Origin of the sequence: Streptomyces spinosus (assembly GCF_020400655.1) — a bacterium.
In the GTDB taxonomy this organism is placed as follows: Bacteria; Actinomycetota; Actinomycetes; order Streptomycetales; family Streptomycetaceae; genus Streptomyces; species Streptomyces argyrophylli.
In genome coordinates this window covers 99,382-122,303 of the sequence record NZ_JAINRC010000011.1, presented here as the reverse complement: position 1 = coordinate 122,303, position 22,922 = coordinate 99,382, and the positions used below count along the sequence as shown (strand labels likewise).

19 protein-coding genes and 1 pseudogene are annotated in these 22,922 nt (G+C 74.6%); 9 read left to right on the top strand and 11 right to left on the bottom strand.

What is annotated here, in order from left to right; genetic code table 11:
• Positions 1-60: 60 nt before the first annotated feature.
• Positions 61-1,863, top strand: coding sequence for an ABC transporter ATP-binding protein (locus LG395_RS21445; RefSeq protein ID WP_225810880.1), 1,803 nt, complete (start codon positions 61-63; stop codon positions 1,861-1,863).
• A gap of 69 nt (positions 1,864-1,932) precedes the next feature.
• Entirely contained in the window at positions 1,933-2,838 is a 906-nt protein-coding gene (gene mltG, locus LG395_RS21440; protein WP_225810879.1) for an endolytic transglycosylase MltG, read from the top strand.
• Positions 2,839-2,850: 12 nt separating this feature from the next.
• Here the strand turns inward: mltG and LG395_RS21435 are convergent, their stop codons facing one another.
• Positions 2,851-3,927 carry an NAD(P)-binding domain-containing protein gene (locus LG395_RS21435; RefSeq protein ID WP_225810878.1) on the bottom strand — a complete coding sequence of 359 codons (1,077 nt, stop codon included), beginning with the start codon at positions 3,925-3,927 and terminating at the stop codon, positions 2,851-2,853.
• Positions 3,928-4,085: 158 nt separating this feature from the next.
• On the opposite strand from LG395_RS21435, the gene LG395_RS21430 reads away from it, so the two are divergent.
• On the top strand, positions 4,086-4,508 hold the full coding sequence (locus LG395_RS21430) for a secondary thiamine-phosphate synthase enzyme YjbQ (protein ID WP_171158720.1): 423 nt from the start codon (positions 4,086-4,088) through the stop codon (positions 4,506-4,508).
• A 74-nt stretch (positions 4,509-4,582) separates the two neighbouring features.
• On the opposite strand, the gene LG395_RS21425 is transcribed toward LG395_RS21430, so the two are convergent.
• Positions 4,583-5,398, bottom strand: coding sequence for a helix-turn-helix transcriptional regulator (locus tag LG395_RS21425; protein WP_225810877.1), 816 nt, complete (start codon positions 5,396-5,398; stop codon positions 4,583-4,585).
• Positions 5,399-5,666: 268 nt separating this feature from the next.
• Positions 5,667-6,077: a DUF5997 family protein gene (locus LG395_RS21420; protein ID WP_171158721.1), complete on the bottom strand. Its 411-nt coding sequence runs from the start codon at positions 6,075-6,077 to the stop codon at positions 5,667-5,669.
• 165 nt (positions 6,078-6,242) lie between these two features.
• On the opposite strand from LG395_RS21420, the gene LG395_RS21415 reads away from it, so the two are divergent.
• On the top strand, positions 6,243-7,058 hold the full coding sequence (locus tag LG395_RS21415) for a LysR family substrate-binding domain-containing protein (protein WP_225810876.1): 816 nt from the start codon (positions 6,243-6,245) through the stop codon (positions 7,056-7,058).
• A 4-nt stretch (positions 7,059-7,062) separates the two neighbouring features.
• Here the strand turns inward: LG395_RS21415 and LG395_RS21410 are convergent, their stop codons facing one another.
• The 3 genes from LG395_RS21410 to LG395_RS21400 form a co-directional block, all read right to left on the bottom strand.
• Positions 7,063-8,562 carry an MFS transporter gene (locus LG395_RS21410; RefSeq protein ID WP_225810875.1) on the bottom strand — a complete coding sequence of 500 codons (1,500 nt, stop codon included), beginning with the start codon at positions 8,560-8,562 and terminating at the stop codon, positions 7,063-7,065.
• A 381-nt stretch (positions 8,563-8,943) separates the two neighbouring features.
• Complete coding sequence (locus LG395_RS21405) at positions 8,944-9,633, bottom strand: HAD family hydrolase (RefSeq protein ID WP_171158724.1); 690 nt, start codon at positions 9,631-9,633, stop codon at positions 8,944-8,946.
• A 20-nt stretch (positions 9,634-9,653) separates the two neighbouring features.
• Positions 9,654-10,130 carry an Lrp/AsnC family transcriptional regulator gene (locus LG395_RS21400; protein ID WP_171158725.1) on the bottom strand — a complete coding sequence of 159 codons (477 nt, stop codon included), beginning with the start codon at positions 10,128-10,130 and terminating at the stop codon, positions 9,654-9,656.
• A gap of 238 nt (positions 10,131-10,368) precedes the next feature.
• Here LG395_RS21400 and LG395_RS21395 point away from each other — a divergent pair, with 238 nt between their 5' ends.
• On the top strand, positions 10,369-11,859 hold the full coding sequence (locus tag LG395_RS21395; RefSeq protein ID WP_225810874.1) for an FUSC family protein: 1,491 nt from the start codon (positions 10,369-10,371) through the stop codon (positions 11,857-11,859).
• Between the two features lie 167 nt (positions 11,860-12,026).
• Complete coding sequence (locus LG395_RS21390; RefSeq protein WP_225810873.1) at positions 12,027-13,064, top strand: lactonase family protein; 1,038 nt, start codon at positions 12,027-12,029, stop codon at positions 13,062-13,064.
• Positions 13,065-13,218: 154 nt separating this feature from the next.
• On the opposite strand, the gene LG395_RS21385 is transcribed toward LG395_RS21390, so the two are convergent.
• The 3 genes from LG395_RS21385 to LG395_RS21375 all read right to left on the bottom strand — a co-directional run bounded on the left by LG395_RS21385 (position 13,219) and on the right by LG395_RS21375 (position 16,219).
• Positions 13,219-14,145 (bottom strand): sirohydrochlorin chelatase, encoded by a 927-nt coding sequence (locus tag LG395_RS21385; protein WP_171158728.1) that lies wholly within the window; start codon positions 14,143-14,145, stop codon positions 13,219-13,221.
• 197 nt (positions 14,146-14,342) lie between these two features.
• On the bottom strand, positions 14,343-15,020 hold the full coding sequence (locus LG395_RS21380; protein WP_171158729.1) for a uracil-DNA glycosylase: 678 nt from the start codon (positions 15,018-15,020) through the stop codon (positions 14,343-14,345).
• Between the two features lie 110 nt (positions 15,021-15,130).
• Positions 15,131-16,219: a WD40/YVTN/BNR-like repeat-containing protein gene (locus LG395_RS21375; protein WP_225810872.1), complete on the bottom strand. Its 1,089-nt coding sequence runs from the start codon at positions 16,217-16,219 to the stop codon at positions 15,131-15,133.
• A 272-nt stretch (positions 16,220-16,491) separates the two neighbouring features.
• On the opposite strand from LG395_RS21375, the gene LG395_RS21370 reads away from it, so the two are divergent.
• Positions 16,492-17,085 carry an Rv1733c family protein gene (locus LG395_RS21370; RefSeq protein WP_225810871.1) on the top strand — a complete coding sequence of 198 codons (594 nt, stop codon included), beginning with the start codon at positions 16,492-16,494 and terminating at the stop codon, positions 17,083-17,085.
• 168 nt (positions 17,086-17,253) lie between these two features.
• Here LG395_RS21370 and LG395_RS21365 read toward each other — a convergent pair whose 3' ends face one another.
• Positions 17,254-19,245, bottom strand: a complete 1,992-nt coding sequence (locus tag LG395_RS21365) for a HEAT repeat domain-containing protein (RefSeq protein ID WP_225810870.1) — start codon at positions 19,243-19,245, stop codon at positions 17,254-17,256.
• A 154-nt stretch (positions 19,246-19,399) separates the two neighbouring features.
• Positions 19,400-21,085, bottom strand: coding sequence for an acyl-CoA dehydrogenase family protein (locus LG395_RS21360; protein ID WP_225810869.1), 1,686 nt, complete (start codon positions 21,083-21,085; stop codon positions 19,400-19,402).
• A 71-nt stretch (positions 21,086-21,156) separates the two neighbouring features.
• Here LG395_RS21360 and LG395_RS21355 point away from each other — a divergent pair, with 71 nt between their 5' ends.
• Together LG395_RS21355 and LG395_RS21350 are read left to right on the top strand one after the other, a co-directional pair.
• The gene (locus LG395_RS21355) at positions 21,157-21,927 is read left to right on the top strand and encodes a PaaX family transcriptional regulator C-terminal domain-containing protein (RefSeq protein ID WP_225810868.1); all 771 of its coding nucleotides are present in this window, start codon (positions 21,157-21,159) and stop codon (positions 21,925-21,927) included.
• 560 nt (positions 21,928-22,487) lie between these two features.
• Positions 22,488-22,853: pseudogene (locus LG395_RS21350) on the top strand (GDSL-type esterase/lipase family protein); the annotation flags it as partial.
• Between the last annotated feature and the right edge of the window lie 69 nt (positions 22,854-22,922).

Below are 22,922 nucleotides of genomic sequence, written 5' to 3'. Positions count from 1 at the left end.
ATCCGTTCCGTCGTCGCCGGCCGTCCTCCGGCCGGCGCCCCGCCCACTCCGTAGGAGCCCATGCACCCCGACCGTGAACCCTCCTGGACCCCACCTGCCGACGCCGGCGAACAGCCCCGGCAGGTGCGCCGCATCCTGCGGCTGTTCCGTCCCTACCGCGGGCGGCTTGCCGTCGTCGGCCTGCTCGTCGGCGCCTCGTCCCTGGTCTCGGTGGCCACGCCGTTCCTGCTGAAGGAGACGCTCGACGTCGCCATCCCGCAGGGCCGCACCGGCCTGCTGAGCCTGCTCGCGCTCGGCATGATCCTCAGCGCCGTCCTGGGCGGTGTCTTCGGTGTGCTGCAGACCCTGATCTCCACCACCGTCGGCCAGCGCGTCATGCACGACCTGCGCACCGCGGTCTACGGCCGCCTGCAGCGCATGTCCCTGGCCTTCTTCACCCGCACCCGCACCGGCGAGGTGCAGTCCCGCATCGCCAACGACATCGGCGGCATGCAGGCCACCGTCACCTCCACCGCCACCTCCCTGGTGTCCAACGCGACCAGCGTGATGGCCACGATCGTCGCGATGGTCGCCCTGGACTGGCGGCTGACCATCGTCTCCCTGCTCCTGCTGCCGGTGTTCGTGTGGATCAGCCGCCGCGTCGGCAACGAACGCAAGAAGATCACCACCCAGCGGCAGAAGCAGATGGCCGCGATGGCGGCCACGGTCACCGAGTCGCTCTCGGTCAGCGGCATCCTGCTCGGCCGCACCATGGGCCGCTCCGACTCGCTGACCGCTTCCTTCGCGCGGGAGTCCGAGGGCCTGGTCGACCTGGAAGTGCGGTCGAACATGGCCGGGCGCTGGCGCATGGCCGTGATCTCGATCGTCATGGCCGCGATGCCCGCCGTCATCTACTGGACCGCCGGCCTCGCCCTCCGGTTCGGCGGCCCCGAGGTCTCCCTCGGCACCATCGTCGCCTTCGTCTCGCTCCAGCAGGGCCTGTTCCGTCCGGCCGTGAGCCTGCTCGCGACCGGCGTGCAGATCCAGACCTCGCTCGCCCTCTTCCAGCGCATCTTCGAATACCTCGACCTGCCCGTCGACATCACCGAGCGCGAGCGGCCGGTGCGCCTCGAACAGATCAAGGGCGAGGTCCGCTTCGAGGACGTCGAGTTCCGCTACGACGACAAGGGCGGCCCCGTCCTCGACGGCGTCGACGTCACCGTGCCGGCCGGCAGCAGCCTCGCCGTCGTCGGCCCGACCGGCGCCGGCAAGTCCACGCTCGGCTACCTGGTGCCCCGCCTGTACGACGTCACCGGTGGCCGCGTGACCCTGGACGGCGTCGACGTCCGCGACCTCGACTTCGACACCCTCGCCCGCGCGGTCGGCGTCGTCTCGCAGGAGACGTACCTCTTCCACGCCTCGGTCGCCGACAACCTGCGCTTCGCCAAGCCCGACGCCAGCGACGAGGAGTTGCACGCGGCGGCGAGGGCGGCCCAGATCCACGACCACATAGCGGCGCTGCCCGACGGCTACGACACCGTCGTCGGCGAACGTGGTCACCGCTTCTCCGGCGGCGAGAAACAGCGCCTGGCGATAGCCCGCACCATCCTGCGCGACCCGCCGGTCCTCATCCTGGACGAGGCGACGAGCGCGCTCGACACCCGCACGGAAGCCGCCGTGCAGGAGGCCATCGACGCGCTGTCGGCCGACCGCACCACGATCACCATCGCGCACCGCCTGTCCACGATCCGCGACGCCGACCAGATCGTGGTGCTGGAATCCGGCCGGGTCGCCGAACGGGGCACGCACGAGGACCTCCTGGAGCGCGACGGCCGGTACGCGGCCCTGGTGCGCCGGGACGCGCGGCTACAACCCGCGAACTGAACAGGCGACCGTGACCGACAAGCTGAATATATGCCGGGTTTGTGAGGATATGCGTATTACCGTGCCCGCATGCAGACGAACACTCCGTCACGGAGCAGGACCCGACTGACACGCCGCGGCAGACTCGCCGTCCTGGTGGCCGGCGCCGTCATGGCCGGCACCGCCGTGGCGGTGCCGCTGCTGACACTGGCGGCCGACGGTGACCAGGCGAAGCCGGCCGCGCTGGTCATCCCACCGGGCTGGCGCGCGAACCAGGTCTACGACGCGATCGACAAGGCCCTCAGCCTGCCCCTGGGCAGCACCCGCGCCGCCCTCGGCAAGGCAGCCCTGAAGCTGCCGAACGAGGCCGGGGGCAACCCGGAGGGCTATCTCTTCCCGGCGACGTACCCCGTCCGGAAGGGAGCGACGCCCGAGTCCATGCTGCAGCTGATGATCGACGCGGCGGACCGCAAGTTCAACGGCGCACCGGTCGCGGCCGGGGCCCAGCGCAACGCCATGAACGTCTACCAGACGGTCACCATCGCGAGCATCGTCCAGGCCGAGGCCTCGACGAAGGCGGACATGGGCAAGGTCGCCCGGGTCATCTTCAACCGGCTCAACAGCGGAATGCCGCTGCAGATGGACTCGACCCTGCACTACGCGCTGAACCGCGGCACCGCCGACGCCGGCCAGAGCGACACCCAGGGGGAGAACCCGTACAACTCCCACCAGCGCACGGGCCTGCCGCCCACGCCGATCGACAACCCCGGCGAGGACGCGATGCGCGCCGCGCTCAACCCGACGCCGGGCGACTGGCTGTACTTCGTCACCATCGCCCCCGGGGACACCCGCTTCACCGCGGACTACAACACGCACCTGCGGAACGTGGCCGAGTACAACGCCCTCCACCAGAACGCGGGGACGGCACAGCCGACCGGTGAGGGTCCGCCGGGGCCTTCGTCCGAACCCGACGGACCGCAGCCCGCGCTCCGGTGAGCCTGCGGGACGTCACGCGGCGACGGGTTCCCCGGCGAGCAGCCGCCTGATGTCCCGGACGGCCGCGCGCCCGGCCCGGTTGGCACCGATGGTGCTGGCCGAGGGGCCGTAGCCGACGAGGTGGACGCGCGGGTCGGCGACCACGCGCGTGCCCTCCACCTGGACACCGCCACCCGGCTCGCGCAGCCGCAGCGGAGCGAGGTGGTCGAGCGCGGCCCGGAACCCGGTCGCCCACAGGATCACATCGGCGGACACCTGCCGGCCGTCCCGCCATGCCACGCCGTCCGGTGTGATCCGGTCGAACATCGGCTGCCGGTCCAGGACGCCGTTCGCCAGGCCCTGCCGGACGGCGTCGTTCAGCGGCAGTCCGGTGACCGAGACCACGCTGCGCGGCGGCAGCCCTTGACGCACCCGCTCCTCCACCAGCGCGACGGCCGCGCGCCCCGCCCCCTCGTCGAACGGGCCCTCACGGAAGACCGGGGGCCGCCGGGTGACCCAGGTGGTCGCGGCGGCGTACGGAGCGAGTTCCAGCAGGTGCTGGGTGCCCGAGGCACCCCCGCCCACCACCACGACCCGCTGCCCGGCGAACTCCTGCGGACCGGCGTACTGCGCGGTGTGCAACTGCCGGCCGCGGAAGGTCTCCTGCCCGGGGTAGCGCGGCCAGAACGGGCGGTCCCAGGTGCCGGTCGCATTGATCAGCGCCCGTGTCGACCAGGTGCCGCCGGACGTCTCCACGAGCAGCCGCCCCCCGGGGCCCTCGCGCACCGCGCGCACGTCCACCGGCCGGCGCACCCGCAGGTCGAACGTGCGCTCGTACCGGTCGAAGTACTCCCGGACGACCTCGGCCGAGGGCCGCGCCGGGTCGGCGTCGGTCAGTTCCATGCCGGGCAGCGCGTGCATGCCGTGCACCTTGCCGAAGGTCAGCGAGGGCCAGCGGAACTGCCAGGCGCCGCCCGGGCCGGGGGAGTGGTCGAGGACCACGAAGCCGCGGTCCGGCTCGAAGCCGGTGCGCCGCAGGTGATACGCGGCGGCCAGACCCGCCTGGCCGGCACCGATGACGACGACCTCGATCTCACGCACTTCGTCCACGCCTGGGCAACAGCGAGCCGCGCGCGGATCTTCCCCGCCGCACGGCCGGGCCGGCCTTCGCCGGGACCAGCTTCGTGGCGCTGCGCGCTTAAGGATCCGCAAGGGGGAACGCGGGGTGCCCGGGGTGTGGGAATCGGCGTACGGGTCAGGATGAAGGCATGTCCGATGCCTTCACCACACGCGTGCTGAACGTCTCCACCGGCAGCCGGGAACGCGTCGTCGACCTCACCGCCGACTGCGAGGAATTCCTGCGGGAGGCGGCGGCCGGGCGCGACGGTCTGCTCAACATCTTCGTCCCGCACGCCACCGCCGGGATCGCCGTGATCGAGACGGGCGCCGGGAGCGACGACGACCTCCTCGCCGCCCTGCACACCCTGCTCCCCGCCGACGACCGCTGGCAGCACCGGCACGGCAGCCCCGGCCACGGCCGTGACCACGTCCTGCCCGCCATCGTTCCGCCGCACGCGACCCTCCCGGTGATCGGCGGACGCCTGGAGCTCGGCACCTGGCAGTCGGTGTGTCTGGTGGACACCAACAAGGACAATCCCGACCGCAAGGTGCGGCTGAGCTTCCTCGGCTGAGCCCCGCCGGCCATCGAGCCCCGCCGGCTCACCGGAGCGAGCCTCGCCGGCTCATCGGAAGGCCTGGTGCCGGCTCAGAAGGGGCGAGACCGCGTGGCCTCCGCCCGGCCCGGCGTCGGCACCAGGCCGAGCCGCTGCGCCCGCAGCACCGTGCCGACGCGGTCGCGGGTGCCCAGCTTGCGGTAGATGTTCTCCACGTGCTTGTGCACCGTGCGGGCCGAGATGCCGAGACGGCGGCCGATCGCGTCGGCGGTGAGCGCGTCCGTGAGCAGCAGCAGGACGGCGGTCTCGCGGGGGGTCAGCGCGCAGTCCGCCGCCCGCTCGTCCGGCGCGCCGGCCGGGCCGAGCGCGCGCCGCCACTCCACCAGCAGTTGCCGCTGCCGCTCGACCGCCGCCAGCAGCGGCTGGGCGCGCTCGGCGACGGTCAGATGGTCGTCGCTGAAATCCGTACCGGCGCGGTACACCAGGCACCCGGTGATCGGGGCGGCGCTTCCCGGGAGTGGCACGCCCAGCACGTGGTCGACGTCCAGTGCCTCGCGGAGCATGCGGGCCGTCGGACTGGAGCGCCACGCGCGGCCCGCCGCCCGGTGCGCGCTGACCGGCGTCCGGTCCGTTCCGGGCGCGTAGTGACCGGCGAAGGGGTAGCCGGCCCGCAGCAGGCCGAGGTCGGCCTCCCCGAGCCGGGCCAGCTCAGCGGCGGCGGCATCCGGCACCGTGCCGAGCGTGCCCTCGCTCTCGCTCCACTCGTCCAGCTTGTGGATGACCGCCTCGCCGCCGCACACGTCCGCCAGCGTGCCGGCCAGCATCGGCCACAGCCGCTCGGGTTCCCGTTCGTGCAGTGCCGCGACGGCGACGGCCGTCATGCGCTCGTAGGCCTTCTCCAGCCGCACGGTTCCTCTCCGGTTGCCTCGCGTACCCGCCCTCCCGTCGGCGTACGTAGTTCTACGCATACCGCTGCGGTCCCCGGCTGTCGCACACTTCAACCCGGCGACACCGGCCTGCTCGGACACGGCGTGTCCGAGGGGCCGCCGGCACGGGGGAACGGCGGCCCGTCCGGTGTCGCCCCCCACGTGCCTCTTCCGCGCCTGACCGGTGCCCCGGCCGGCAACGGGCAACGCCCCCCGGCGGAGCCGGAGGGCGTCGGGACGGGCGCCGGGATCAGCCGCGCTCGGCGCCGCCCTCCCTCTTCTCCGCCTTCGCCTGCTTCAGGTCCTTCAGCCGCGCGGCCTCCTTGCGGACCTCCGCCTGGGTGGCGCGCTCCTTCTCCAGCCAGTCGGGCCGCTCCTGCCTGAGCGCCTCGATCTGCTCGGTGGTCAGCGCCTCGGTGACGCCGCCCCGGGCGAGACCCGCGATGGACACGCCCAGCCTGGCGGCCACCACCGGACGCGGGTGGGGACCGTTGGTCCGCAGCTCGCGCAGCCACTCCGGCGGGTTGGCCTGCAACTCGTTCAGCTCGGCGCGCGTGACCACACCCTCCTGGAAGGAGGCGGGGGTGGCGGGGAGGTACACACCCAGCTTCTTCGCCGCGGTCGCGGGCTTCATCGTCTGGGTGCTCTGCTGCGACTTCATGCCGTCCAGGGTATCGGCCGTGTGGGGGAGGGCCGACCACGGCCGGTGACGAACGCCTGGCCGGCAGGGTGTGCCGGAGCGGAGCCGGGTGCCTGCCCGCGGCGCGGGGGAGAGCCGCGGGCGGTCCGTGGCCGAGGGGTTCGGGCGGGCCGGTAACCTGGCCTGATGACAGGCTCGGAGGATTCATCGTCGTTCCGGCTCGCGTACGTTCCCGGAGTGACGCCCGCCAAGTGGGTGAGGATCTGGAACGAGCGCCTGCCCGGCGTCCCGCTCACCCTGGTCCAGGTCCCGGCCACCGAGGCGGCCGAGGCGCTGCGCGCGGGGGAGGCCGACGCGGGCTTCGTCCGGCTGCCGGTCGACCGTACGTTCTTCAGCGCGATCCCGCTCTACACCGAGACCACGGTGGTCGTCGTCCCCAAGGACCACCTGATCACGGCGGCGGACGAGGTGACCCTGGCCGACCTCGCCGACGAGGTGCTCTTCCACCCTCTGGACGACGTCTTCGACTGGGACGCCCCGCCCGGTGAACCGGCCTTCGAGCGGCCCGCCACCACTTCGGACGCCATCGAGCTGGTGGCGGCGAACGTCGGCCTCCTGGTCGTCCCGCAGTCCCTGGCCCGCCTCCACCACCGCCGGGACCTCACCTACCGCCCGGTCGTCGACGCCCCGCAGTCCAGCGTCGCCCTGTCCTGGCCGGAGGAGGCCACCACCGATCTGGTGGAGGAGTTCATCGGCATCGTGCGCGGACGCACGGTCAACAGCACCAGGGGCCGTACGGCGGTGCGGACCTCGGCCGACGAGCAGCGCAAGCGCTCCGACCAGGGCGGCACCCGCCAGGCGCAGGGGGCCAAGTCGCAGGCCAAGTCCTCCGGGAAGCCGTCCGCGAAGTCCTCGGGCAAGCCGGGCGGCCGTGCGGCACACGCCCGTACGGGCGGCGGGGGCAAGCCGGCCAAGCGGGGGAAGCCGCGCCGCAGGTCGTGAGGTCTCACGGACCCGGCCGCAGCCCCTCGACGGCGCCGCCTTCCTCCCAGCTCCGCCCGACGGGCTCCCCGGCCTTCCCGGGTTCCGGACGCGTCTGGCGTTCACGCAGATCGGCGACCGCGAGCACGAGTGCGACCAGGATGATCCCCGCGACGGTGAGGAGCCCCAGCTGGAGTGCCGTGTCCGCGCGGCCGTGATTGGCGAGGTGGGCGAAGTACACCGCGCCCACCACCGCGATCCCGGCCGCCGAGCCGACGCGCTGGCCCGTCTGGAGGACGCCACCGGCCGCACCCGCCCGGTGCACGGGGACGCGGGTGAGGGTGAGGGTGGTGTTCGGGGAGACCGTCAGACCGGAGCCGATACCGCCGACAAGCAGGGGCAGCGCCGACGCCCACCCCACGTTCCGGCCGGGCACCAGCTCCACCGCCGCGACCACCCCGAGCACGCCCAGGGCCACTCCGGCCAGCCCCATCACGACCAGCTTGCGGCCGAAGCGCACCACCAGCCGGCCGCCGATGGCCGCGCCGACCGCCGAGGCCGCCGCGAAGGGCAGGACCGTCAGTCCGGAGGCCAGCGCGCTGTACCCCACGCCGTTTTGCAGGTACAGGGCGTAGAGGAAGAAGACGGTCGTGAAGCCCGCGAAGTAGCTGAGGCTGATCAGGGCGCCGAGCGTGAAGGAGCGCAGCGAGAACAGCGCCAGGTCGACCAGCGGGGCCCGGCCCAGCCGGCCCTGCCGTCTCTCCCACGCCCAGAACGCGCCCAGCAGCACGAGGGCGAGCGGCATCAGCGCCCACTTCTCCCGGCCGGTCCACTGCTGCTCCTGGACCAGGGGCAGCATGAGCGCGAGCACGCCCGACCCGAGGAGGAAGACCCCGAACAGGTCGAACTCCTCGTGCTTCCCCGTCGCCGGGAGACGCGGCAGCAGCCGCAGGCCCGCGACGAAGGCGGCCACCCCGATCGGCAGATTGACGAAGAACACCCAGCGCCAGCCGTCGTCGGTGCCGGCGGCGTCGATGAGCAGGCCGCCCGCCAGCGGGCCCGCCGCCGTGGACACCCCGATGACGGTGCCGAGCACCCCGAAGGCCTTGGCCCGCTCGGAGCTGTGGAACATCTGCTGGATCAGCCCCGAGGTCTGCGGCGCGACGATGCCCGCCGCGGTGCCCTGGATCAGCCGGAACACCACCAGCCAGCCGGTAGTGGGCGCGAACCCGCAGGCCGCCGAGGCCACCGTGAACAGGGCGAGCCCGAAGAGGAAGGCCTCGCGCCGGCCCCGCATGTCGCCCAGCCGGCCGGCCGGGACCAGCGCCAGTCCGAAGGTGAGGGCGTACCCGGAGACCACCCATGCCTGGGTGGCCTCCGAGGCCCCGAGCCCTCGCTCCAGCGAGGGCAGCGCCACATTCACGATCGAGGTGTCGAGGAGCGAGATGAAACCCGCTGCCAGACAGACCCCGAGCGCCTGCCACCGCCGCTCGTCGGGGGCGGTCCGGGCCTGTTCTGTGCTCATGGGGTCACGCTATGCAGTCATGGCCGCGCGCGCACGCCGGGACCGGCCGCGCGCACCCCGTCGAACGGCGCCTTACTGGCCACCGGTTGCCTCACCGCGTCTCGCCGTCCGGCCGTCCCCGGGCAGCCCGGACGCCCGCGGTCGTCCCGGGGACGAGTGGTCTGCCCTTGCTCCGAAAGGGCGTTCCCGCCCACACGGCGTCGAACGGGGCGGTGACCCGGGCCGTGCCCTCCCGGATGACCCGCGGCGCCCTCCCGGGCGGAGACCGGGGACGCGAGGCTCACCCGCGTCCGCCGCTCCGGACCCCGGGTGCGCCGTCCGGGGGACGGGGCGCGGCGCCGTGGCCGATCGGGCCGGCCGGGCCGGTGCGGAGCGGGCGGTTCAGCGGGCCGTGTCCCGCAGCCACGCGTACGCCGACCGTGCCGTGAACTCCGCCTGGCCGCCTCGCAGCAGCAGGGTCGCGGTGCCGAATCCGGGCGCGTCGGCCTGCGCGGGGACGTACGGGACGGCCAGGCAGCGCATGCCGGCCGCGTGGGCGGCGGCGGCCCCGGGGGCCGCGTCCTCCAGGACCACGCAGTCGGCCGGGTCCACGCCGAGCCGGCGGGCCGCCTCCAGGAAGACGTCGGGCGCCGGCTTTCCGTGCGGGACCTCGTCGGCCGAGACCACCGTGCGCAGGAGGGCGCCCAGTCCGGTGCCCGCCAGGATCGCCCGGATGGCCTCAGGGGAGGAGCCCGACGCCACCGCCATCGGGACGTTCCGCGCCGCCAGCAACTCCACGAACGCGCGCATCTGCGGGTACACGCGCGTGCGGGTGCGTGCCAGCTCCAGATAGCGGCCGTTCGTCGCGGCCAGCAGCTCCGCCACCGAGGCGTGCAGGCCGTAGCGCTCCCGCCAGATCGTCACCGTCTCCCGGGTGCTGATGCCGACGTAGCCCTCGTGGTCCGCCCAGGTGAAGTCCGGGACACCGTGCTCGGCCAGGACCTGCCGGCTCGCCTCGTAGTAGTTCGGCTCGCTGTCCACCAGCGTTCCGTCGAGATCGAAGATGACCGAGAGGGCGCCGAGATCGCTCATGGCGTCCAGGATGCCAAGCGTCAGGCGCGGGCGGCCCGGCCCACCGACTCCACCAGGGGCAGCAGCCGGTACGGGACGCGCTCGCGCAGTGCCACCTCGGTGCGGGTGCGCACCACGCCGGGAAGGCTGATCAGCTTCTGGATCACGTCCTCCAGGTGGGCGTTGTCCCGGCCCACCACGCGCGCGAGCAGGTCCCCGCCACCGGTGATCGAGAAGGCCTCCACGATCTCCGGTACGGCGGCCAGCGCGTCCCCCACGTCGTCCAGGTGGCCCTGGGTCACCTCGATGTGCACGAAGGCCAGCACCGGGTGGCCGAGCGCGGCGGGGGACAGGGAGGGTCCCGTGCCGGTGATCACGCCGTCCCGTTCCATCCGGTCCAGCCGGGCCTGGAGCGTGCCGCGGGCCACGCCGAGGATGCGGGCGTACTCGCGCACGCTGGTGCGCGGCTGCTCCAGGAGCAGCCGCAGGATGCGGGTGTCGAGTGCGTCCACGGCCATGATGGACGACTGTACCAATGGTCCAGGTGATCCGGTGACGCGCGTGCCGCCCCACCTGGCACATTGGCATTCCGGTGGGCATTCGTGCTGCCTCGGCGCCGTGCCAATGGCCCAGCGATTCGCCCCGCACTTGAGCCAGTGATCTCGGTGGTGCTCTCATGGACGTGTCGATGGCGCTGCGGAACCCCGCGGCGCCTTTTCTGTGCCGGTGAACCCATGCACCCAGGGGAGGGCAGCAGTGCTGAAGAGGATGTTCGTGGCTCCGGACCCGGGACGGGCGCGGTTGCGCTTCGCCGCGCGGGCCGTCCTCGGCATCGGACTGGCGGTGGTGGTGTGCGCACTCGCCGGGTCCTCCCTCGCCGGTGCGGTCACCGGCGGCCTCGCCGCGCTGCTCGCGCTGTTCACCGTCACCGACCCGACCGTGCGCGGACAGGCGGCCACCACCGCGCTGCTGCCCGCCGTCGGCGTGCCGGTGCTCGCCGCCGCGGCCGGGCTGCACGACCATCCCGTCGCCCGCTCCCTCACCTTCCTGGCCGTCGTCGGCGCCGGGGTCCACGCCCGCCGGTGGGGACCGCGCGGGCACAGCCTCGGCGTGTTCGCCTTCATGACGTTCTTCGTGGCCCAGTTCCTGCACGCCGCCCCGGGACAACTGCCCGAGCTGTACGCCGCCGTCCTGCTCTCCGTGCTCAGCGCGGCCGTCGTGCGCTTCGGCGTCTGGTGCTACGAACGCCGGCTGCCGCCGGCCGTCGTACCGGCCCCGCCCGCCGGAACCGGGCTGGCCCGGGTGACCACCCGGCAGGCCGTCCAGGCCACCGCGGGCGCCGGATTCGCGCTCGTCGTGGGCCAGCTCGTGTCCGGACAGCGCTGGTACTGGGCCGTCGGCGCCACGTGGTGGATCTTCGTCAACACCACCTCGCGCGGCGAGACACTGGTCCGCGGCTTCCGCCGGGTCCTCGGCACGGTCATCGGCATCTGCCTGGGCTTCCTGATCGTCGCCCCGGTGCACGGCGCACCGCTGCCGACGGCCGTCCTCGTCGCGGTCGCCGTGTTCGGCGTCTTCTACACGGCCGCCGTGTCCTACACCTGGATGATGCTCTGGGTGACCCTGCTCGCCGAGTCCCTGTACGGCCTCCTCGGCGTCCTCAGCCCCGGGCTGCTCGCGCTGCGGCTCGTCGAGACCGGTGTCGGGGCGCTCGGCGCCGCGCTCGCCGTCCTGTTCGTGCTGCCGGTCACCACGCACGCCACCACCGACGCCTGGATCCAGCGGGCCCTGCGCTGCGTGCACGCCTGCACGGCCGAGGCCGCCGCCCGCCTCGCCGGCTCCGCTACCGCCGACCCCGCGCCCCGCGTGGCCGAACTGGAGCGGCTGCTCGGCCGGGTCCGGCTCTCGGTGGCGCCGCTGGTGCACCCGCTGAACCCGATGCCGGCGCGCAAGGCGCGGGCCCGCCGGGTCCTGGCGCTGCTCGACGACTGCGCCCGCGAGATCCGGGGCCTGGTCACGGTCGCCGCCGACCCGGAGGCCTCCCACGACGCCCGCCTCGCCGCCGCTTGCTGGCGTGTGGAGGCCGCGGTGGAGGCCCTCACCGAAGGCCGCGACGAGCCCCCGCACCGCCCCGCGGAGCCGCCCGTCGAACCCGCCCTGGCGCATCTGCACGGCCTGGAACGCGCCCTCGCCGAACTGGCGGAGCCGCTGCGCACGCCGTCGGGCTCCCGGCTGGCCGGGGCGTGAGCGGGGCGGGGCGCACGAGGACCGGGTGCGCCCCCTCCGCGGAGGGAAGTGCGCCGACTCCCGGAAGAACCACGCCGCGACTCCCGCATCTTGGTCTAGACCTCGCGTGATCGGCTGCTACCGTCGGCCCCGGACCGGCTCGACGGCTCGACCGAGAGGGGACAGCGGTGGCACAGGACGGCAGGGCGGCCAGGCGCCGGGCGTTCATCGGATCGTTCACGGCGGCGGGCGGCCCCGGGCTGGTGACCGCCGAGGTCGCACCGGACACCGGGGCACTCACCCTCCTCTCCGCGGTGCGGGACGTACCCGACCCCTCCTACCTGGCCCTGTCGGCGGACGGCCACACGCTCTACGCGGTCAGCGAGACGGCCGAGGGCGCCGTCGCCGCCTACCGCGTCACCGGGGGGCGGCCGGAACCCGCCGGCCCCCCGGTGCCGGTGGCGGGCAGCGGCCCCACCCACCTCAGCCTGTACGACGGACACGTGCTGACCGCCAACTACGGCTGCGGCAGCGTCACCGCCGTCCCCCTGCGCCCGGACGGCACGCTCGCCGGGGCACCCTCCGGACGGCTCCAGCACACCGGTTCGGGCCCGCACGACCGGCGCCAGCGCGGCCCGCACGCCCACCAGGTGCAGCCCGACCCCGGCGGGCGGTGGGCGGTCAGCGTCGATCTCGGCACCGACTCGGTGCGCGTGTGCACCCTCGTGGACGGCAGCCCCGCCGTGCACCGCGAGATCGCCCTGCGCCCCGGCTCCGGGCCGCGCCACCTCGCCTTCCACCCCGGCGGCGAGCACGCCTACGTGGTCAACGAGCTGACCCCCACGGTCACGGTGTGCCGCTGGGACGCCGCGGGCGGCTCCCTGAAGCCGCTGACGGAGGTGCCCGTGCTGCCCGGCGCACCCGCGGGCGACGCCTACCCGTCGGGGATCGTCGTCTCGCCCGACGGGCGCTTCGTGTGGGTCGCGACCCGCGGCGAGGACGTCCTGTCCGTCCTCGCCGTGGAGACGGACGGGCTCCGGCTGATCCGTACGGTGCCCTGCGGCGGGCGCTGGCCGCGCGCGCTGGCCGAACACGACGGCTTCCTCTACGCCGCGAACGAGCGCTCCGGCGACGTGACGTGGTTCGCCGTGGACAGGATGACGGGCGTCCCCCGCTACGACGGCTCCGTACGGGTTCCGGCCGCCTCGTGCGTGGTTTTCGGCTGAGCGCGCGGCGGTCGGACCGGTAGTGCCGTCGCCCGGCTCGGTGAGGCGGCGTCCCCGGGCGCGCGGGCATCCCCGGTCGAGGCGAAGGGCCCGCTCCCCGGGGGGAACGGGCCCTGTGTCGTACGAGTGCGGCCGGACCGGACGCCCGGCGGCGTCAGCGGGCCGGTGCGCTCTGCGGCTGCTGCGGGGCGATGCCCAGCGCCGTCGTGTACTTGGCGAGCGCGAGCTTGCCGATCGCCGGGTAGGCACCGAGCGCCTCGGCCGTGGAGCAGCCCACCTCCTCGGCGGCCCCGGCCAGCAGCGCCGGGTCGATCTCCGGGCCGATCAGGTACGGGGCCAGGGCCAGCTGCTGCGAGCCGGCGGAACGCAGCTGCTCGGCCACGGAGGCGATGGAGCCCTCCTGGTCCAGGGCCGCCGCCATCACCGGCACGGCCAGGCGCGCGGCGAGCAGCATGCCGGTGATCCCGGCCGCCTGGACGGCCTCCTCGCCGCCCACGGAGGCCAGGATGATGCCGTCCGCCGCGGTGGCCACGGTGAACAGCCGGGCGCGGTCGGCGCGGGCCAGGCCCGCCTCCGAAAGCCGCACGTGCAGCGCCTCCGCGAGCAGCGGGTGCGGGCCGAGGACGTCGGTCAGGTCGGCGGCGACCCGGCTGTCCATGACCGCCTGACGGATCTGACGCAGCAGCGCGCTGTCCGGGCCGGCCAGCAGCGGGACGACGACGGCGACCGGGCCGTCGGGCTCCTTGATCCCCTCGACCCCGGCGGCGACGGCCTGCTCGTACCGCGCGGTGCGCTCCTCGGCGGCGCGCGCCAGCACGGAACGCAGCGTGGGGAACTCGGTGTCGTCGCCGTCCAGGTACCCGATCCGGGCGTCGAGGCCGGGCAGCTCGGAGCGGGCGATGCTCACGACCTCCTCGGCGAGGCTGCGCGTGGTGGTGCTGGGCACACCGGGCACCGCGAGGACGAGCGCGGGCGCGCCCTCGGGAGCCACCAGCGGTTCCGGACGGCGGTGCCGTCCGGGCTGGCGGGGTCGCGGCATTCGTACGGGCAGGCCGGACGCGGGTCCAGTGGGGGAGCTCATGGCGCCGCATGTTACTGGCTTCCGGGTCTCCGCAGTTCGGGGAGGGTGCAGGTGAGCGGTATCCGTCCTGTTTTGTCTGATGAGTTATGCCCCGAAGACGCTTGCAGGGGGCACGTACCCGGCCCGTGTGCCGGACGGCGCCGGTGAACCGGCACGCAGCCGCTGGTCGCGGGCACCGTCCGCCGTGCGACAGCCGGTTACGGCAGGCGCCAGTCCACCGGTTGTCCGCCCTGCTGGATCAGCAGGTCGTTGGCCCGGCTGAACGGGCGCGAGCCGAAGAAGCCGCGGTCGGCCGACATCGGCGAGGGGTGCGCGGACTCCACCGCCGGCAGACGGCCCAGCAGCGGACGCAGATTGCGGGCGTCACGGCCCCACAGGATGGACACCAGTGGCTTGCCGCGTGCCGCGAGGGCCCGGATCGCCTGCTCGGTGACCTCTTCCCAGCCCTTGCCGCGATGCGCGCCCGGGCTGCGCGGCGCGGTGGTGAGCGCCCTGTTCAGCAGCAGCACGCCCTGCTCGGTCCACGGGGTGAGGTCCCCGGTGGACGGCTGGGGCAGCCCCAGGTCGCCGGTCAGTTCACGGAAGATGTTGATCAGGCTGGGGGGCAGCGGGCGCACGTCGGGTGCCACGGAGAACGACAGGCCCACCGCGTGCCCCGGTGTGGGATACGGGTCCTGACCCACGATCAGGACCCGTACCTCGTCGAAGGGTTGCTGGAAGGCCCGCAGGACGTTCGGCCCGGCCGGGAGGTAGGTGCGCCCCGCGGCGATCTCCGCGCGCAGGAAGTCGCCCATCTCGGCGATCCGTCCGGCGACGGGTTCCAGGGCCTTCGCCCAGCCCGGTTCGACGATTTCATGCAAGGGTCGTGGTGCCACGGGCGTCACCCTACTGCCGTACGCCCGTCGGCGATCAACCGATGGCCGGATCCCGGGGCGGACGGCGCCCCGCCCCGGTCCTCCTCCGGGACAGGGGCGGACGGGGGGGGTCAGCCGATCACCGCCGCCCGTACGCACAGCACGTCCGGCAGGTGCGAGGCCAGCGGCTGCCAGCTGTCACCGTCGTCGTCCGAGGCGTACACCTCGCCGTTGCGGTTGCCGAAGTACACCCCGGCGGGGTCGCGGTCGTCCGTGCACAGGGCGTCCCGCAGGACCGTCCCGTAGTGGTCCTCCTCCGGCAGCCCCTTGGACAGCGGCTCCCAGCTGCGGCCCGCGTCGGTCGTGCGGAAGACGCGGCAGCGGCGCCCGGCGGGCACCCGGTCCGCGTCCGCGGTGATCGGGTAGACGTACGCCGTGTCGCCCCGGTGCGGGTGCGCCGCCGCCGCGAAGCCGAACGTCGACGGCAGGCCCTCGCCGATGTCGGTCCAGTGCGCGCCCGCGTCGTCGCTGCGGTACACCCCCCAGTGGTTCTGCAGATAGAGACGGTCGGGGGCGGCCGGGTCCCTGGTGATCTTGTGCACGCACTGGCCGAACTCCGGGTTCGGATCCGGCAGGAACACCGCCGACACACCGGAGTTGGACGGCGACCAGCTGGCGCCGCCGTCCGTCGTGCGGAACACGCCCGCCGCGGAGACGGCCACCGTCACGACCCCGGGGTCGCGCGCGTCGGTGAGCACCGTGTGCAGGCACTGGCCGCCCCCGCCCGGCACCCACTGCGGGCGCGAGGGGTGCTCCCACAGCGGCCGGACCAGCTCGAACGTCTCACCGCGGTCCTCCGAGCGGTACAGCGCGGCCGGTTCCGCGCCCGCGTACACCACATCGGGCTCGGCGGCGGACGGGTGCAGCTGCCAGACGCGCTCCAGGGAGGCGCCGGTCTCCTTCGGGAACTTCACCGCGGGCCGGGCCGGTTCGGTCCAGGTGCGGCCGAGGTCGTCGGAGTGGAACACCGACGGACCCCAGTGCGCGCTGTCACCGCCCGCCAGCAGCCGGGGCCGGGCACCCCGGGTGTCGATCGCCACCGAATAGACCGCCTGCGCGTTGAAACACGGGCTCTCGTCGAACTCCCAGGGGCCCTCGCCCCTCCGCCGCGCGATGAACAGGCCTTTGCGGGTGCCCACCGCGAGCAGTACCTCGGTCATGCCGATCACCTCCGGGACGCCGTTGTCCCGATAGCCGGTAGATACCGGCCAGTGTGCACCCCGCCACTGACACTCCCTCCGGAATCCGTGTCGGCCCAGGTCACCGCCTGTGTCGCGGGGGTGCGGCGAAGACGGGCCCGCTCCGTTCCGGCATGCGCCTGCGCGGCAGGGGTGTCTCGTGCGACCGTCGGGGAGACGGCTCGTCGTGAGCAACGGAGCGATCTCCCGCGTATGGGAGGGCGGTCCGGCCGGTCGGTGCGCTCGTGAGGAGGATGCCTTTGAAGGCGTTCCGTGGTCCGAAGGTGTGGCTGTGGCGCTGGCGGCGCAACCCGCTCAGACGCCGGGCCGACGTCGTGGAGGCCTGGGTGGTGCTCGGCACCTGTCTGCTGACCGTCCTGGCCGGAGTGTTCGCCGGACTCGTCGCGGCCGGCTCGGTGGAGCGCGGACTCGCCCGGGAGCGGGCCACCTGGCGGCCCACCGTGGCCCGCGTCGCCGCGCGGGCCCCGGGGAAGTCCCCGGCACACGGCAGCCATGCCTCCGCCGGGGAACGGGTCTGGGCCGAGGTCCGCTGGACGGCCGCCGACGGCTCCGCCCACACCGGCCGGATCCGGGCGGAGCCCGGCAGCAGGTCCGGTACGCCCGTCACCGTCTGGACCGACCCGCGGGGCCGCCTGGTCTCCCGGCCCACCACCGCCTCCGAGGCCGCGTTCCGGTCGACCCTGACAGGGCTTCTGGTCGGCGCGAGCACCGCCGCCGTGCCCTGCGTCGCCGGTCTGGCCGTACGCAGTCGTCTGGAACACCGGCGCATGGAGGCCTGGGACACGGAGTGGGCCCGGCTGGGCCCGCAGTGGGGCCGGATGGTCTGACCCCGCCGGGGCAGGCCGGCCCGGCCAGGGCGGGGTTCCGGCCGCCGCCGACGGCGCGCTCCACGTCCCGAAGGAAGCAGGCCGGGCGGCAGTGCTCCGCGCGGCTCATCGGCCAACGGCACGGGGCTCGTTGACCCCCCATGGCGCACCGGACCCGTCCGGCGGGCCCTACAGCCCCGCCAGCACCTGCCGGCACCTTCGCAGCAGTTCCTCGTCGTCGGGGATGTCACGGCCGCCGTACACGCCCTCGGTGGCCGTGTGCCGGCGCGGGTGGGTCAGTTCGGCGGTGATCAGGTCGCGCAGCGGCGCGGCGGCCGGGCCCATCGTGGTCAGGCACCGGGCGATCGGGCCTCGGGTGCGGGGGTCCGCCGTCCAGGCGGACCGGAGGACCGGGAGGACCGGTTCGGGGTCCCCGGCGACGCGCCACAGCGCGCACGCGGCCGGTATCCGTTCCCGCACCGGCCCGGACCCGGCGAGGCGGCGCAGCCCGGGCAGCGCGGCGCGCGCGGCCCGGCCCAGCCTGCCGAGCTGCCGGACGGCGGCGCGCCGGGCACCCGGATCGTCCCGGGCCGACTCCCGCAGCAGGACCGGGAGTACGGCGGTGGCGTCCCCGTCGACCGACCACAGCGCGCCCGCCGCGGTGGCCGCGTGCCGGGTGTGGAGCAGTCGGCGCAGGAGCGGTGCCGTCTGCCCGGCGGCGCCCAGTTCCGCCAGCGTTTCGATCACCTGGTCTGCGACCGCGTCCCGCGCGCCCAGGTTGTCGGGGGCGCCCGAGAGCAGCCGGACCAGTTCGGGGACGGCCTCCTTGTCGCCGATGGCCCTGATCGCCGTCAGCAGCGGGGCGGCGAGCCGGGCGGCGGCGGGCGAGGCGAGCGGGACACGGCCGAGGCGGATCCTCAACGCGGGGGCCAGCGGGGCCGCGGCGCGGCCCAGGTGCGCCGCCTCGCGGCCCAGCGCGAGGGGCGCCGCGGGACCGGCCAGCAGCTGGGCCAGGGCCGGGACCGCGCGCCGGTCGCCGGTCCTGGCCAGCGCCTTGAGCGGGCCGCCCAGCGTGGGGGAGCCGCGCTCCCAGCGGTGCGTCCACAGGTCGGGCCGGGTGCTGACCAGCGCGTACAGGTCGTCCGCGGCGGGCGCGGCCAGCGCGTACAGCTCCGCCAGGACCGAGACCGCCGCGTCCCGCAAGCGGTCCTGATCGGTGCTCAGCTGGGCGCCCAGCAGCCGGACGGGCGCGCCGAAGTCGCCGCGCCAGCCGCGGAACAGGCCCGCCGACATCCATACGGCGTTGCACCGGTCCACCGGGTCCGGACTCGTCAACTGACCGGTGAGCAGGGCGATCCGGTCGTCCACCCGGTCTCCGAGCGCGCTGTGCAGGGTGCGCAGCAGGACCGCGCCCTGTTCGTCCGAGGGGCGCAGCCGCCGTATCCGACGCACCAGGGTGTCCGTGCCGGAGCCCTCCGCGGCCGGCCGGTGCTCCGCGGACCGCTCGTGCAGCAGCCGGACCGCCGTGGGCACCAGGTCGGCGGGGAGACGGACGGGCGAGTGGAGCGCCAGCTGGCCGAGTGCGGCGAGCCGCGGGCCCGGCGCGTAGGGCGGTGCGCTCTGTTCGGCCAGGAGGTCCAGCGCGCCGTCGGCGAGGACCGGATGCCGGTGCGCGAACAGGGCGAGTGCCTCCGTCAGGGCCGGCAGGACGTGGTCGTCGCGCTCGGCCGCGAGCCGCCGCCGCAGCAGCCCCAGGACCCGCGCGGGGTCGTCCAGGAAGCGCACCAGGGCTCCGGCCGCCGCCCGGCGCACCGCCGGGTCCGGATCCCCGGCGAGCGGGACGAAGGCCTCGGCGCCGGCGCACACCGCCTTCCGGGCCGCGTCCGCCGCGCCCGCGCTCCCGCCGCCCTCCCCGCCGATGCCGACCAGCAGCTCCACGATGCCGCCCCGGTCAGGTACCTCCTCGCGGGCCGCCAGCGCGAACAGGAAGGGCACGCAGGCCGGCGCCGCCTCGTACACCCTCCCTTCGTGGTGCAACGCGTCGTACAGCCCGTCGAGCGCGGTCGCCCGCTCGACGGTGTCCGGGGACGCCAGGGCCCGTAACCACCCGGGCACGTCCTCCGCGCTGCCGTGCGCGTGCCGCAGCGAGGCCCAGTCGACCTCGTCGATCCCCGTGCACACGTGGTCCTCCCTGTCCTCCCCGGACGAGTGACGTCTGACGGGGAGTGTGCACCACGGCACTGACAACGCACCGGAACCACACATTGACTGTGTGCGATCCGCCGTCGGTGACCGGCCATCCGGCGCAACCGCCCGGCACGCGCGCGTGAGGCGGTCAGTCCCGGCCGGGCAGGGCCCGCTCCAGGACGGCGTCGAGGTCGGTTCCCGCGGGCAGCGTGCCGAACGAGTGGCCCCAGTCGCCGCCCAGCCGGCTCGCGCAGAAGGCGTCCGCGACCGGGTGGGGAGCGTGCCGGACGAGCAGGGAGGCCTGGAGCGCCAGCGCCATCCGCTCGACCAGCCGGCGCGCGCCCACCTGATCGGTTCCGGCCACGTCGTGCCGCAGCGCGGCCACGGCCGCGTCGAGCCGGGCGTCCGCCCCGCGCGCGAGGGCGAGTTCGGCGAAGAGCGCCTCGGCGGTGTCCGGTTCGCGGCCGAGGGCGCGCAGCACGTCGAGCGCGTTGACGTTGCCGGAACCCTCCCAGATCGACAGCAGCGGAGCCTCCCGGTAGTGCCGGGGCATCCCGGAGTCCTCGACGTACCCGTTCCCGCCCAGGCACTCCAGGGCCTCGGCGGTGAAGGCCGGGCCCCGCTTGGTGACCCAGTACTTGCCGACGGCGGTGGCGATGCGCCGGAAGGCCCGCTCCCCGGCGTCCCCGCGCACCGCGCGGTCGGCCGCGCCGGCCAGCCGCAGTGTGAGTGTCGTCGCCGCCTCCGACTCCAGCGCGAGATCGGCCAGGACGTTGCGCATCAGCGGCTGGTCGATCAGCCGGGCACCGAACGCGCTGCGGTACCGGGCGTGGTGCCCCGCCTCGACCAGCGTCTTGCGCATCAGGGTCGCCGAGGACATCACGCAGTCCAGGCGGGTGCAGTTGACCATCTCGATGATGGTCTTCACGCCCCGTCCCTCCGGCCCCACCAGCCAGGCGACGGTCCGGTCGAACTCCGGCTCGGAGGAGGCGTTGGACCGGTTGCCGAGCTTGTCCTTCAGACGCTGGACGCGGAAGGTGTTGCGGCTGCCGTCCGGCAGGACGCGCGGCACCAGGAAGCACGACAGCCCGCCCGGGGCCTGCGCGAGCACGAGGAAGACGTCGCACATCGGCGCCGACGTGAACCACTTGTGCCCGCGCAGTGTGTAGACGCCCGCCTCCCCGGTGGGCGTGGCCGTGGTGGTGTTCGTCCGGACGTCGGAGCCGCCCTGCTTCTCGGTCATGCCCATTCCGGCCAGCAGCCCGGGCTTCTCCGTCGGGACGCGCAGCCGGGGGTCGTACTCGCGGCTGGTGAGCAGCGGCTCGTACACCTTGGCGAGATCCGGCTGTGCGCGCAGGGCGGGCACGGCGGCGTACGTCATCGACGTGGGGCAGCCGTGTCCCGCCTCCGTGTGCCCCCACACCAGGCCGCCCGCGGTCCGGGCGACGTGCGCGCCCGGCCGGTCGTCGGCCCACGGGGCACCGGCCAGGCCCTCGGCGACCGCCGTCCGCATCAGGTGGTGCCAGCTGGGGTGGAACTCCACCTCGTCGACGCGGTGGCCGTAGCGGTCGTGGGTGCGCAGCACCGGCTCGTACCGGTTCGCGAGCTCGCCCCACTCCTGCGCCTCCGCGCTGCCGGCGCGCGCCCCCAGCCGCCGGACGTCCTCCTCGGCCCAGCCCGCGCCCTCCCGGCGCAGCCCCTCCAGCAGGGCCGGGTCGTCGGAGGCGTCGTAGGGGGCGAGCGGCGGGGGCTGGTTGGTCACGTCGTGCGTGGCGTGAGACGGCTGGGACAGCGACGGGGACTGTGACGGCGACTGCTCGGGAATCGAGACCATGACAGCATGTTGCACTCTTCCTGCGGCTGTAGCAATGTTGCAACAAAAGAACGCACGTACAGTACGGGGCCATGCGCATGAACGTCTCCGCGAAGCCGGACGCGGACGCCGCCTGTCTGCGGCCGCTGTCCGCCCGGTCGGTCGTGCTGAGCCTGCTCCTGGGCGTGCATCCGCCCCAGCTGCCGGTGAGGGACCTGGTCCGGCTGGTGGAGCCGTTCGGGGTCGGCGGCTCCACGCTGCGCGCCGCGCTCAGCCGCATGGTGGCCGCCGGCGACCTGCGGCGCGAAGACGCCGTCTACCGGCTCAGCGACCGGCTGCTGGCCCGGCAGCGCCGCCAGGACGAAGCCGTGCGGCCCCGCACGCGCGCGTGGGACGGCGACTGGGAGATGGTGGTGGTCACGGCGACGGGCCGCGGCCCCGCCGAACGCGCCGACCTGCGCGCCCGGCTGACCGCCCTGCGCGTGGCCGAACTCCGCGAGGGCGTCTGGCTGCGCCCCGCCAACCTCGACCGCCCGCTGCCGGGTGATCTGCGACAGGTGGCGCTGACGTGCACCGCGCGCCCCGACGAGCCCCCGCGCGACCTCGCCGCCCGGCTCTGGCCGCTGACCGACTGGGCGGCCACCGGGCGCTCCCTGCTCGCCCGCGCGACCGGGGCCGACCACCCGGCCGTACGGCTCACCGCCTACGCTGCGGCCGTCCGGCACCTGCTGACCGACCCGGTCCTGCCGTCCGCGCTGCTGCCCCCCGACTGGCCGGGGGAGGACCTGCGCACTGCGTACGCGGACTACCGCCGGCAACTGGCCACGACCCTGGGCACCCAGGAACCGGACGACGCACGCTGACCGCGAGGTCCCCCGGGACCTCGGCGGTGGATCAGCCTGCCGGGACGCTTCGAGCGGGACTCGCACGGTCAGCGGCTCCGCCGGGGAGGGCCCACGAGGCGCTAGCCGACGCGCGCGTCGGGCGGCTCGCCACGGTCTCCCTGTCGAATCGGCCTCCCGCGACGGCCAGGCCGAGCTCGTGCCGGCGCGGGGTCGGGGGCGGGCCGGTGCGGTCGTCCGGCCGAGCGCGCTGTGCGGGCCTTCGTGGGAACGGCTCGGGGGGCTCGTGTCCGTCCCTGGCCGGCGCCGGTGGGGGACAGCTCCAGGGGTCGGCGCGGAACGTCCGGCTCACCGCCTCGCGCCACCCGGAGAGAGCCACCCGGAGAGATCGGCCTGCCCGGGTCTGGAGGGCCGCGCGTGGTCGGCAGCCCGGCAGGGATCCCGTCTGCGTATGGTCGGCAGACCGCCGCGCTGGTCGGCGCACGCGATCGGCTCACCGCGCTGTCCGGCCCGCGCGAGCGCCCGGGGTGACGGTGGCACCCCGGGCGTGCGGCCGGCGATCACTTGTAGGTGATGTCCGAGCCGGAGTCGAAGCGCAGCGCGCGGTCACCGACGACCTGATCGCCGGCTACCGGCAGATCGTCGTCCGCGCCCACGCCCAGGGCATACGGGTCTACGGCGCGACCCTCACCCCGTTCGGCGGCAGCACCCCCTACGACGATCCGGCGGGCGAGCGGGAGGCCGCCCGGCAGCGCGTCAACGCCTGGATCCGCACCTCCGGCCACTTCGACGCGGTGATCGACTTCGACCGGGCGGCACGGGACCCCGCCGCGCCGGACCGGCTCCGGCCCGCGCTGCACGCCGGGGACTGGTTGCACCTCAACCCCGAGGGGTACGGCGTCCTCGCCGCGGCCGTGCCGGCGGCGCTGTTCCGGCACGCCTCCTGACGGGCGGGGCGGGTGGCGCTCACGGCATTCCTGGCATTTCCTTGGAAAAGGTGGTTTCCCTCCCAAATA

Excerpts from the sequence above, each read along its gene's own strand:
- LG395_RS21445 (WP_225810880.1), top strand. The coding sequence starts at position 61 with ATGCACCCCGACCGTGAACCCTCCTGGACCCCACCTGCCGACGCCGGC.
- mltG (WP_225810879.1), top strand. The coding sequence starts at position 1,933 with ATGCAGACGAACACTCCGTCACGGAGCAGGACCCGACTGACACGCCGC.
- LG395_RS21430 (WP_171158720.1), top strand. The coding sequence starts at position 4,086 with ATGTCCGATGCCTTCACCACACGCGTGCTGAACGTCTCCACCGGCAGC.
- LG395_RS21420 (WP_171158721.1), bottom strand. The coding sequence starts at position 6,077 with ATGAAGTCGCAGCAGAGCACCCAGACGATGAAGCCCGCGACCGCGGCG.
- LG395_RS21415 (WP_225810876.1), top strand. The coding sequence starts at position 6,243 with ATGACAGGCTCGGAGGATTCATCGTCGTTCCGGCTCGCGTACGTTCCC.
- LG395_RS21410 (WP_225810875.1), bottom strand. The coding sequence starts at position 8,562 with ATGAGCACAGAACAGGCCCGGACCGCCCCCGACGAGCGGCGGTGGCAG.
- LG395_RS21405 (WP_171158724.1), bottom strand. The coding sequence starts at position 9,633 with ATGAGCGATCTCGGCGCCCTCTCGGTCATCTTCGATCTCGACGGAACG.
- LG395_RS21400 (WP_171158725.1), bottom strand. The coding sequence starts at position 10,130 with ATGGCCGTGGACGCACTCGACACCCGCATCCTGCGGCTGCTCCTGGAG.
- LG395_RS21385 (WP_171158728.1), bottom strand. The coding sequence starts at position 14,145 with ATGAGCTCCCCCACTGGACCCGCGTCCGGCCTGCCCGTACGAATGCCG.
- LG395_RS21375 (WP_225810872.1), bottom strand. The coding sequence starts at position 16,219 with ATGACCGAGGTACTGCTCGCGGTGGGCACCCGCAAAGGCCTGTTCATC.
- LG395_RS21370 (WP_225810871.1), top strand. The coding sequence starts at position 16,492 with ATGCCTTTGAAGGCGTTCCGTGGTCCGAAGGTGTGGCTGTGGCGCTGG.
- LG395_RS21360 (WP_225810869.1), bottom strand. The coding sequence starts at position 21,085 with ATGGTCTCGATTCCCGAGCAGTCGCCGTCACAGTCCCCGTCGCTGTCC.
- LG395_RS21355 (WP_225810868.1), top strand. The coding sequence starts at position 21,157 with ATGCGCATGAACGTCTCCGCGAAGCCGGACGCGGACGCCGCCTGTCTG.